We start from the raw sequence: 11627 nt of genomic DNA, 5'->3' as shown, positions 1-11627 counted from the left end.
GGCGCGACTGGAGTTACAGGTGCGACAGGAACCAGTCCGGCTGGTCTTTCCGAGTATGCGTATATTTATAATTTGGCTGCCCAAACGGTTCCATTGGAGGCCGATGTTACTTTTAGTAATAATGGTCCTATAATTGGGGCGATTACACACACGGCAGGGAGCTCTGTGATTACTATAGGTACTGCTGGAGATTATGCAGTCTGGTTCAACGCAACGGGAGTGGAGCCCAATCAATTTTCACTTTTTCAAAATGGTACTTCTGTTGCGGGCGCCACATATGGTTCCGGCGCCGGAACTCAGGCCAATCCCGGAATGGTGATTGTTGTAGCGGCAGCGGGAGATTCCCTGACTCTGCGCAATCATTCCAGTTCAGCGGCAATTACGCTGCAGACGCTGTCAGGCGGAACACAAGCCAATGCCAACGCCTCTATCCTGATTCAAAAAATAAACTAAGCTTGGCAGAGTAGAATTCAGAAATATTCGGATTTCAGTGAAGCTAAATAGCCCGTCACCGATGGATTGTCGGTGACGGGCTGCTTAAACTTGCCAGGCGTTTCGATCCCAGCCTCACAAACAGGGTGCTGTCCCCAATATAGTTAGGGTAGCTTTTTGTATCATAAGTAATCACATGGATGCCGCTTGGCAATGGACTACAAAGCCAGCTCGGCAAGAGACCTCTTCAGAATCTCTGACAGAGGAAATGCCTAGTCCGCAGTAGGCGCACCGGTCAGATTCTTGATGTCCGTAGAACCATAAATCAGCAGGGCAATTACAATCACCAGCAGCAGACCTCCGGCGAAACCCTCCCCGTCAAAACTGTCCATATCCCCGCGCCTCACTTTCACTTTCTAATTAGGTGGTCAGGAGTTTTCGGCTTTCTTTTTCAAAGCGGTCATAATCTCGTTAAGGGTGAGACTGCTGTTGTCATCAAGGAAGCTGACCAGCTTATCGACGTTGTCGTTGCTCAGATCACTTAAGGTTTTATATTTGCCTACCAGACTGACGAACATGGATGCGTCCGTGTACATCTGGATGGAGTCTACTTTCAGCTTGCCGGTCAAAAGAAGGGCAGCCACCGCGAACTCAAGCCCTTTTGGAGTTTGTGTTTTGGAGCTGGCCGGTGGTTTTTTGGCGGCAGGTCTCTTTCCTTTTCCAGGAGGGGGCATGGGACTCCCTTCTTCCGTTGGTCATTCTGCAGGAAAGTGGCAGCAAGGGCGGTCTCTCCTTAATTAAAAGATATGCGCCCCCGCAGATATTGGTGAATGGAACCTGTCTTATGTCCACACCGACCGGAGGACGCCCGAATATTATTATATTGTGCGATTAAAGATCAACCGTCGCTAGTAACTGAGTTTCACGCCGTAAATGCTAGATATGGAAGGAGGGATGAGACGGGATGCCGATTTTATCAACAGGACCTATCGAGAACAATGCCGTTTCGGGAGTAAGACCTACGCAGACTGTTACGGTAAAGCTGGTGAAGCGTGATGGCATGACCGGATCTTCAGTCAGTATTCAGGGCTACTTGCTGGGAGCGACAAGAACACTGTATGTAAGTGAGGTGATCAATATTGCTCCGAATGAAGTGGTAACCAGGGATTATTTTGCCGATTTGGATGCGTTCGAATTTATTTTTACGATTGGAGAAGCAACCGAGGAGGAGATCGGAATTTCAGTATGGGGCAAGTCTTCTACCGGCCAGCTGGTGAATGCCCATCGCATTGTTACACATGAGAAATTAAGCTCCGAAGTATAGAGATTCATCCCATTCTACTAGGAAAAGGAGTGCTGAAACGATGAGTTTTTTATCCACGGGACCGATAGAAAATAACATGGTTGGCGGTGTGAGACCAACTACCCAGATTACAGTCAGAATTGATAACCGCAGTGATATCACTGCCTCCACAGTATCGGTTCAGGGGTACTATTTGAGCGGCGGCGTCAGAAACCTCTATGTCAGTGAGGCGATCGATGTTGCTCCGAATCAATCGATAACCACTACCTATTTTGCTGATCTGGATGGTTTAGAATTTACATTCTTAACACCTGCGACAGTGAATGATCCGGTCCAGGTTTCGCTCTGGGGTAAGAGCAGTACGGGCGCATTGGTAACCGCGCACCGTCTGGTTTCTGCAGAACTGCTGGGCGAAATCTTCGGTATTACCGGAGCAACGGGTGCCACCGGGGCTCAAGGCGCCACTGGCGCGACGGGTTCTGGCGGCGGAGCGACTGGGGTTACCGGTGCGACAGGCACAGCCGGAGCGACCGGGGTTACTGGCGTGGCAGGCACAGCCGGAGCGACCGGGGTTACTGGCGTGGCAGGCACAGCGGGAGCGACCGGTGTTACCGGCGCAACAGGCACAGCGGGAGCGACCGGGGTTACGGGTGCGACAGGCACAGCCGGAGCGACTGGGGTTACGGGTGCAACAGGCACAGCCGGAGCGACTGGGGTTACCGGTGCGACAGGCACAGCCGGAGCGACTGGGGTTACGGGTGCGACAGGCACAGCCGGAGCGACTGGGGTTACCGGCGCGACAGGCACAGCCGGAGCGACTGGGGTTACGGGTGCGACAGGCACAGCCGGAGCGACTGGGGTTACCGGCGCGACAGGCACAGCCGGAGCGACTGGAGTTACTGGCGCGACAGGCACAGCCGGAGCGACTGGGGTTACCGGTGCGACAGGCACAGCCGGAGTGACTGGTGTTACGGGTGCGACAGGTACAGCCGGAGCGACTGGAGTTACTGGCGCGACAGGCATAGCCGGAGCGACCGGTGTTACCGGTGCGACAGGCACAGCGGGAGCGACTGGGGTTACGGGTGCGACAGGCACAGCGGGAGCGACTGGGGTTACCGGTGTTACTGGCGCGACAGGAGCAACGGGTTCAGGGGCAATCATTCCGTATGCTTCCGGCCTTCCAGTATCTTTGACAACGGTACTCGGCGGACTCTTGAATACGTCCAGTCTTGTAGGTTTTGGCAGCAGCTCTGCAGGTGTTAGTGTTACAGGCGGGATCATTGACTTGACAGGTGCGGCTGGAACCTTACTCAACTTTGCTTTCTCAGTGCCGCGTGCAGGCACCATTACCTCGCTGGCAGGCTATTTCAGTACGACTGCGGGACTTAGCTTAGTGGGTTCAACCGTAACCATAACTGCGAGATTATTCCAATCGACTACACCCAATAATAGCTTCACGGCAGTACCAGGCGCCACAGTAACTTTAGCTCCTCCGTTGACAGGTATCCTTGCTCTTGGCACAATCAGCAGTGGATTAACTACAGGACTCGCCATACCGGTCACTGCCGGTACCCGTCTGCTGATGGTCTTCTCGGCAACGGTATCAGCCGGAATTGATGTAGCGACAACGGTTGCCGGTTATGCCAGCGGCGGAGTTACAATTGTCTAAACCCGGCGCTGCAAGCCAAAGGAAATAAATAAATAGGGACGCTCCCAAGCCTATAGGCTTGGGAGCGTCCCTATTTTAATTATGACATAGAGAACTCAATTGTAGTTGTATATTTGTACTCTGTGTAGCTAATGTTGAAGTATGGGGTTCTGATTTCATCCGCTGTTGGTGGCACAGATCAGGTAACTTTAATAAAATCCTGCACAGAATACAACATTCCCCCCATTAACACGCCCTAAATCTATAATTGTTGTAAAAAAGGCAGCAATTCCCTCGTTCCAGGCCGATCAACGAAGCTATTGTTGTATTTCATACAACAATCCTCCCGCACACCCAGGTATCTAGGGATCAGAGTTGCAAAACGTACAACATTTATGCCTTCGTGCGTACTAAGAAGCCTACATTCTGCCGGCAACGAATTGGTGTGTAAGGAATTAACATATTCCTCTCGTCCCGCCGCGATTAACCAGTAAGCTGGTTAGGTTGTTGTCATAAGTGTGGGTTATATAGCCGGCCGTGTTACACCAGATCGCAAGCCTCGGCAGGCATCCAGTGGGCATCCTGGCCGTCCCATTTCACATTGCAGCCGATAGGGTTGGTCAGGGGTTCACTGACCGGTTGCCCGGATACCAGCTCTGTCAGGGCGTTATCCAGATTGTTGACGGTCAGCTTGCCGGTCTCGCGCGGATTATCAACGCCGCGTCCGGTGTAGACCAGCTTGCGGGCTTCATCGAAGATATAGAAGTGGGGCGTGCGCAGTGCGCCATAGGCCCGGGCGGTCTCTTGCGTATCGTCACGCAGATAAGTCCAAGGAAACTTATGCTCCTCCATCCGGGCAACCATATGCTCGAACGAATCATCGGGATGCGTGGTTTCACTGTTGGCATTGATGCCAACGAATTGGACACCCTGATCGCGGAATTTCTCCGCTGCCTCACGGGTAAGCTCATCGGAACCGACTACAAACGGGCAATGATTGCAGGTGAAAAAAACAACCAGGAACCTGGCGGACGCGAATTGCTCCAGGGAATAAATCTGTCCGTCCGTCGCCTTCAGGGCGAAGTCAGGGGCTGAGTCTCCAAGCGCCAATGTAAAGCTCATTTACAAGCACCTCCTGAATAAGATACAAGCCTTCCCTTGTATTATACCGGACTTGCCAAACGCTTCCAAACTAAGCAGGATTACCGTCATTCCCCAAACATCACAGGAGATCTTCAGCATGATTGTACTTTGTGCAACAGAAACCGTATGATTTGGCGCAGAAACCCATTCTATTGCAAGCCTGCCGTTGTCATATCGCGAGTATCTCGCGGATATCCTGCTCGCTCAGGCTGGACAGGGCTTCCTGTCCCGGCTGAATTACTTCATCAATCAGATTCTTCTTCTTCTGCTGCAGCTCGTACATCTTGTCTTCTACGGTTCCCTGCGCAACCAGGCGGATGACCTGCACGACCTTCTTCTGTCCGATCCGGTGGGCACGGTCCGCAGCCTGCTGCTCGACAGCCGGATTCCACCACAGATCGTAGAGAATGACCGTGTCGGCTCCGGTCAGATTAAGGCCGGTGCCGCCTGCCTTCAGCGAGATCAGGAAGAGATCACGTTCCCCTTCATTGAAGCGGGTGCACAGCTGGGTACGCTGGGAAGCCGGTGTTTGTCCGTCCAGATAGAAGTGCGGCACACCCAGCAGGGCCAGTTCGCGCCCGATCATCCCCAGCATTTGCGTGAACTGTGAGAAGATCAGCATCCGTTTGCCGGAGCTGCGGCATTCGTCGATAATCTCCAGCAGCTGTTCGAATTTGCCCGATCCTCCAGTGTACCCGTCCACGAACAGGGAGGGGTGGCAACACAGCTGGCGCAGCCGGGTGAGACCGGCGAGGACCTTGATCCGGCCGTTGCCGAAGCTGTCGCTGTCCAGATGCTTGAGCGCTTCCTTGCGCAGTCTGGCCAAATAAGCGACGTAGAGCCTTTTCTGCTCCGGCAGCAGCTCAGAGGCCTGCAGTGATTCGATTTTGTCCGGCAGCTCCTTCAGGACCTCGCTTTTGAGGCGGCGCAGCAGGAAGGGGCGGATACGCTTTGCCACAGTCTCCCGGGGAAGGTCATGGAACGCCTTCTTGCCGGGGAACAGCCCGGGAAATACCACGCCGAAGATTGACCACAGATCCTCGAGCGCATTCTCCACCGGCGTTCCCGTAAGCGCGAAGCGGTACCGGGCTTGCAGAAGCTTAACTGCCTGGGCAGTCTGCGTCTCATGGTTCTTAATCATCTGCGCTTCATCCAGGATGAGGGTATGGAAAGACCGCTTGGCGTAATCCACGGCATCTCTGCGCAGCAGCGGATAAGAGGTAATGATGACATCATGGCCGGCTGAATTCCGCAGCGTCCGGTTGCGTTCATCCGCACTGCCGTCGGCAATGGCTGCCTTGATGTCCGGAGCGAAACGCTTTAGCTCATTATGCCAGTTGTAGAGCAGCGAGGCCGGGGTGACAATGAGCGCAGGGACTCCGCCCTGACGGATATCATCAAGCTCGGAGAGCAGGAAGGCGATACTCTGCAGCGTTTTGCCGAGACCCATATCATCCGCCAGAATGCCGCCGAAGCGGTAGTGGGCCAGCGTCTTCATCCACTGGAAGCCGTACTGCTGATAGTCGCGGAGTACAGGGGCCAGACTCTCCGGCACAGGGAAGTCCAGATTCTCGGGACTCGCCATATTGGCCAGCAGCCGCCGGAACGACCGGCCGATCTGGACGGAATCGCCTTTGCCGGTATCCGCATGCAGGCGAAGGCCCCGCACCAGCGGCAGGGAGAACTCTGCATGATTGAAATCCCCGTTCTGAACGCCAAGCTCATTCATCAGGGCGATAATTTCCAGGAATTCTGCAGTTTCCAGCGGCAACAGTGCTCCATCCGGCAGCCGGTAATATTTACGCTTTTCCTGCAGGGATTTCAGCACCAGCACAATATCCTTCTCCGGAATACCATCCATGCTGAACTTGAAGTCGAGCCAGTCGGTCTTCTCATTCCAGCTCAGGCTGACCTTGGGCATGGCATGCTCCGTAAGTACTCTTTCCTTGACCGCAGTAGTGGCATAGACCTGAAGCAGCGGCTCCAGCAGCGGAATGGTATGGTGGAGAAAATCGAATTCCCCGTCCTCATCCCGCATGATATATCCGCTCTCTGTCCGTGCGAAGGACTCATGGGCCATCAGGTCGAGAATCCGCCGTTCGGCCTCCCCATCCCGCATCAGGATCACCTCATTGCTCCGCTCATGCGCCTTCTCATCCAGCGGATTGATGACAATCCCCCCATATTGGAATTCAAGCCCGGCGAGCAGCCGGTCTCTGACCCGGTCGAGATAGAGTCTGGCGTGAAGCTGCGCCTGAACGATTCGGTCCGCGATGGCTTCGGCAATAAACACCTGGCCCAATTTTTTGAGTCCGGGAATGACGCCCTCCATGAATGGCTCCATCTGCTCCGGAGCAATGGCAATTCCGTCCTGCCGCGAGGGGTTCAGCAGCTTTTTCAGCTCAGCGAGACGCCCGCATTCCTGCGCCGGCAGCTTCAGCAGCTTGCCCTCAGACAAGACAAGCCCGTAATCTTCCAGAATCGTAAGCTGCTGAAGCCCCTGGACATCCAGCCGGTACCCCTCTCCTTGCGCCTGATCGAACTGGAAGCTCAGCGGAAGAGCCTCAGCGGAGAGAGAGAGACGTTCGTGCAGGACCTGGCCGTGCTGCAGACGGGCTGCAGGTACAGCCAAGAGTGCCGGCAGCAGGCTCTCCCAGAAGAAGGGAGGAACAGCCAGCAGCCGTTCATTTCCCGAGGTGCCGGTATGCGGAGCGTAAGGGCTGATGCTGCTGCGGTATATTTTTTCATTCAGCATGATTTCAATCAGCTTCACGAGCACCTCATTATCTTCCTTCGAGAAGCTGTGCAGGGCGGGATCATAACTGAAATGTCTGGAGAATTCAAAAGGCTCACCCCGGTGAACACGTTCCAGAAACCCCCGGATTTTGGGCACAATATAGAGGCGCTTAGGGCCTACTTTCAGTTCTATGCCCAGCATTGTGCTGCCGAAGCTGTAAGAGAAAGGTTTGCAGATGAACTCTACCTGAAGCGGTGTCCGCAGATCCATATAAGCTCCGGCTCCGCTCGGCCGCTGCCGCACTCCGGTGAACATCCCGAGCATGCTGCTCACCAGCTGCCGGTCCCCACTGCGCCCGGTGTATCCGTCTCCGGCAGAGCCGGAATGGCGGGGTGTAAGTATACCGGTCTCTCCCGTGAACGCCTCCGGCTCCTGCCCATCCGGATCGGGAGTCTGGCCCATGTCCATATCTTTGCCGAGATAAAGGACACTAACCAGTGCAGCTGCAATATGTTTGCAGAAAGGTCCGCCGCGGTAGTAGGCCGGGCAGGTACACTCCCCGTTAACATCACCGTCACTATCTATGGTCAGCACTACTTCATGGCTTTCCAGACCATGAACCGCAGCGCGGTATTTCGAATATTCCCCTTCATCGTTGTGCTCTGTATAGATAAGATCAACCTTATGAGCGTGATAATAAGCTACCCCCTGATCAAAAGCGGCTCTGCCGCACAGCAGCTTGATTACCCGTTCCGGTACCTGGAAACCCAATGTAATCCTCACTTCCTTCTATTCCTGATGGCTAACTTGCTCCCAAGTCAAAGCCTGGTTTGTCCCGTTTGACAATCGTTATAGTACCCATAATAACAGAACAGGCGTACGCCTTCAAAAGGGTTTATGCTGAGAGCAGTTCTGTCTGCTCTGTCCTGAAGAATTAAGCAATGCGGGAGTTATCTTGATGGATAGCAGCGGACTGGGGTGCTCTATTTGCCCGGACAACATCATTCACCGCGCCTGCGGACCCCATTGCAGTTATTTATGTGTAAATTGTGTACAAGGAGTAGTAAGGTGGCAAATAGAACCGGGCAGGTGCATGAGCAAGAATAGCATAGAAGCAGAAGTTCGCAAGGTATAAGTGGGGGAGTAGAAGCAGCAGAACTAGTATAGCGTCAGATTTAAAGTAGTGAAAATCACATGGGTAAATCGCTTGCTGAGGGTTTGAAGTGACCTGATTATGGCTTATGCGTATGCTTAATTGTACATTGTACAACTAAATCATCTGATTTACAGGCGATTCTCCGTTTAGTTGTATTTCGTACACTTAAACTGCCTTATCTAGACTGGTTATCACCAATTCGGCAGATTTAGTTGTACAGACTACAGTTATAAGAGACAAGCAACGTTTTTTGCTGTTTTTAATTGCATAGTATACAACTATCACTGAATTTCCACTTGGAGGAACTGATTACATCAATTGTTGCATTGTTGAACCAGTAGAACTAGCAGCAGCCAACCAAGTAAAAGTCAGCCTGGCCAGCACGATGTGCTCCCAGACCGGCTCAGACTGTCCCGAAATGGCGTAGCTGCTCCAGTAATGTCCCATCCAGCCGCCTACAGTGTCCTTACCCCGCCAATTCCGTGCATGATGAAGCTGACGGTCTGCTCAATTTCTTCCTCGTCATTCCAGTCATGGTCCGGCATCAGCAGCAGGCGGGCCAGCAGATAGCCGATGACCGAAGAGATGGTGAAGCGGATGATCGCAGGAGTAGGAGCATCCATAATCTGGCCCTGCTCCTTGAAATGCTCCGTAATTACAGTGACACGCTCCAGCACCTGGCTGAGAATATTCTCGACCAGCTGTTCTCTGAGCGCGGGCTGGAAGGGGATCTCCTGGATAAGGATTCTGATAATTTTGAGATTCTTACGGGCGAAATCGAGCCGGTTCACCATAAATGCCTTAAGGAAGGCTTCATAGCTCTCAAAGGGTACATCCAGCACACCGCTGAAATTACGCATCACAAACGGAGCGATCATCCGGCTCATGGTGGGGACTACGATGGCCAGAAGCAACTCTTTTTTGGTTTTGTAGTAGCGGAAAATCGTTCCTTCAGCCACGCCTGCCTTCTGGGCGATCTCACTGGTGGCGGCTGCCGAGAACCCCTTCTCCGAGAATGTATCAATGGCCGCCTGCAGAATGGATATCTGCTTGGGGGTCATTTGTTCCTTTTCACTGAGGGCCAGCAGCTCTTGAATCCACTGCTCCTGCCCCTGCTGCTCAGCAGCATTGTCTTTCTCCATGATGGACCCTCCAACTCTCTTGCTCTTACCTCCAAGTGTACCACAGCCTATACCGCGAATTCGAAGTTACATTTTGCGGTGCTTGCGCAAGGCCAGCACATTCAGCAGCATGAACAGCAGGGAGAAGCCGATCAGCATGAATACATCAAGGGCGATATCATTCCAGCCTTTGCCGCGGATCATGATATCCATCAGCGCCTGGGCGCCGTAGTAGATGGGGGTTGCCAGTCCTACGCGCTGCAGCCAGAGCGGAAGGGTGTCCAGCGGAAATAATCCGCTGAGGAAAATCTGCGGCACAATGACCAGGGGAATGAACTGGATCATCTGGAGCTCATTGGCGGCAAATGCCGAGAGCAGGGTGCCCAGCGTCAGTGCCGACATCGAGAGCAGCAAGGTCATCAGCAGAACGTAGCCGAAGCTGCCCGCCATCATAATGCCAAGCACCTGAATTGAGAACCAGGAGATCAGCAGCGCCTGAAAGACGGTGAAGATACCGAAGCCGCAGACATATCCGAGCACGATCTCCCAGCGCTTCAGCGGAGTGGAGAGCAGGCGTTCCAGTGTTCCCGTGGTCCGCTCGCGCAGGAAGGAGACACCCGCGATCAGGAAGACGAAAAAGAATACAAATACCCCGATCATAATCGGGCCGAAACGGTCGATCGTCTTCATATCCTCGGCGCCGTAGAGATAGCTGATCTGCGGCTGATTCTGTACGCTGCCTGCCGCTGACGGCTGCAGGCTTTGCATAGCTTCCTGCAGGGCCATCATCACGGCGCGGTTAGCGGCCGGGTTGCTGCCTTCCAGCATGATCTCAGGAGTGGTTCCCTTCATTGTAATATAAGCATCAATATCTCCGGCCTGAAGGGCGGCGTTGCCGGATTCATCATTATCATAGCCGGTAATTTCAGCCTTCTGGGCTTCCAGCGCGGTGCTGAACACTGCAGCACCGGGGGCTACGCCGATCTTCGGCTCATAAGCATCTCCGTTAAAGACCAGGCTCATCAGGCTGAGCACCAGCAGGGGCGCGATGAACATCAGCGCCATGGTTCTTTTATCATGGATGAATTGCTGCAGAATTCTCAGGGTAATCGCACGGATTCTCATGGACGAACACCTCCATAGTACAGGAAGGCTTCTTCAATGGTAGAGGAGCCGGTTGCCTGCAGCAGTCCGGCAGGAGTATCTACTGCGAGCAGAACACCATCCCGGATCATAGCCAGCCGGCCGCATTTCTCCGCTTCATCCATAACATGTGTGGTGAGTACAATCGTGGTGCCTTTATGGTTCAACGCCTTCAGTTCCTTCCAGATCGACTGGCGCAGCACCGGATCAATCCCGACCGTGGGTTCATCCAGCAGCAGCAGCGGCGGCTCATGCAGCAGCGCGATGGCCAGTGACAGGCGGCGTTTCATGCCTCCGGAGTATTGGTCTACTCTTTTGCGCAAATGCTCCTGCAGGTTCACCAGCTCCATTACATCTCTGATCCGCCGTGTGCGGTTGCCGCCCTTCAGCCCGTAGAGGGAAGCGAAGAACTCCAGATTCTCCTTGGCGCTCAGTTCTGTGTATAGCGCATCGGATTGGGCCATATAGCCGATCTGCTGCAGCATGGCAAGCTTCGGCATCCGTACCCCGAGCACATTAATCTCGCCGGAGGTAACTTCGTCTATGCCCGTGAGCAGCTTGACCAGCGTGGTTTTGCCGGAGCCGGACGGGCCCAGAATCCCGAAGGTTTCCGCATGCTCCACCTGTAGCGTGATATCCTTCAATACCTTCTTGCTGCCGAAAGCACGGTCAACATGAGTTACTGTAATCACTGGGTTGGCTTGTTTCATTGTGATCTCCTCAATTCTCAGCATAATGAGTGAGTACTCACTCATTATAATAATGATTCTCTTGGTAAATGTAAATCTCTTTTCCAAGTGCACAAGAAATTTATCTGACGCTCTATTGCTCTCCGCTATTGCGGACAAATAAATGAATCTGAGTCCGATTAACCTGGGAATCTGCATGTTTTACCCGAAATAGCTGATTGTAAGTCCGCCAGACTGGCGGACAGATTATGAGAA

Annotated in this window: 9 protein-coding genes; 3 read left to right on the top strand and 6 right to left on the bottom strand. The window is 53.5% G+C overall.

Going from position 1 to position 11627, the window contains the following annotated elements:
• Window positions 1-453 (top strand): collagen-like protein (locus GC101_RS26970; RefSeq protein WP_216626762.1); only part of this gene is annotated, 453 nt, incomplete at its 5' end.
• 407 nt (window positions 454-860) lie between these two features.
• Here GC101_RS26970 and GC101_RS26965 read toward each other — a convergent pair.
• Complete coding sequence (locus GC101_RS26965; RefSeq protein WP_039310734.1) at window positions 861-1166, bottom strand: hypothetical protein; 306 nt, start codon at window positions 1164-1166, stop codon at window positions 861-863.
• A 230-nt stretch (window positions 1167-1396) separates the two neighbouring features.
• On the opposite strand from GC101_RS26965, the gene GC101_RS26960 reads away from it, so the two are divergent.
• Window positions 1397-1756 (top strand): hypothetical protein, encoded by a 360-nt coding sequence (locus GC101_RS26960; protein ID WP_171719839.1) that lies wholly within the window; start codon window positions 1397-1399, stop codon window positions 1754-1756.
• Between the two features lie 40 nt (window positions 1757-1796).
• Entirely contained in the window at window positions 1797-3404 is a 1608-nt protein-coding gene (locus GC101_RS26955) for an exosporium glycoprotein BclB-related protein (RefSeq protein WP_171719838.1), read from the top strand.
• A 519-nt stretch (window positions 3405-3923) separates the two neighbouring features.
• Here GC101_RS26955 and GC101_RS26950 read toward each other — a convergent pair.
• The 5 genes from GC101_RS26950 to GC101_RS26930 all read right to left on the bottom strand — a co-directional run bounded on the left by GC101_RS26950 (window position 3924) and on the right by GC101_RS26930 (window position 11393).
• Window positions 3924-4505, bottom strand: coding sequence for a thioredoxin family protein (locus tag GC101_RS26950; protein ID WP_171719837.1), 582 nt, complete (start codon window positions 4503-4505; stop codon window positions 3924-3926).
• Window positions 4506-4695: 190 nt separating this feature from the next.
• Window positions 4696-8046, bottom strand: coding sequence for a DEAD/DEAH box helicase (locus GC101_RS26945; protein WP_343049832.1), 3351 nt, complete (start codon window positions 8044-8046; stop codon window positions 4696-4698).
• 828 nt (window positions 8047-8874) lie between these two features.
• On the bottom strand, window positions 8875-9561 hold the full coding sequence (locus tag GC101_RS26940) for a TetR/AcrR family transcriptional regulator (RefSeq protein ID WP_171719836.1): 687 nt from the start codon (window positions 9559-9561) through the stop codon (window positions 8875-8877).
• Between the two features lie 66 nt (window positions 9562-9627).
• Window positions 9628-10665, bottom strand: coding sequence for an ABC transporter permease (locus GC101_RS26935; protein WP_076248574.1), 1038 nt, complete (start codon window positions 10663-10665; stop codon window positions 9628-9630).
• Window positions 10662-11393, bottom strand: coding sequence for an ABC transporter ATP-binding protein (locus GC101_RS26930; protein WP_171719835.1), 732 nt, complete (start codon window positions 11391-11393; stop codon window positions 10662-10664). The genes GC101_RS26935 and GC101_RS26930 overlap by 4 nt, the downstream gene beginning before the upstream one ends.
• Window positions 11394-11627 lie beyond the last annotated feature (234 nt).

Origin of the sequence: Paenibacillus phytohabitans, from assembly GCF_013141775.1 — a bacterium.
GTDB lineage: Bacteria > Bacillota > Bacilli > Paenibacillales > Paenibacillaceae > Paenibacillus_AQ > Paenibacillus_AQ phytohabitans.
The sequence above is the reverse complement of the archived record's forward strand: the minus strand, read 5'-3'. Positions and strand labels throughout refer to the sequence as shown.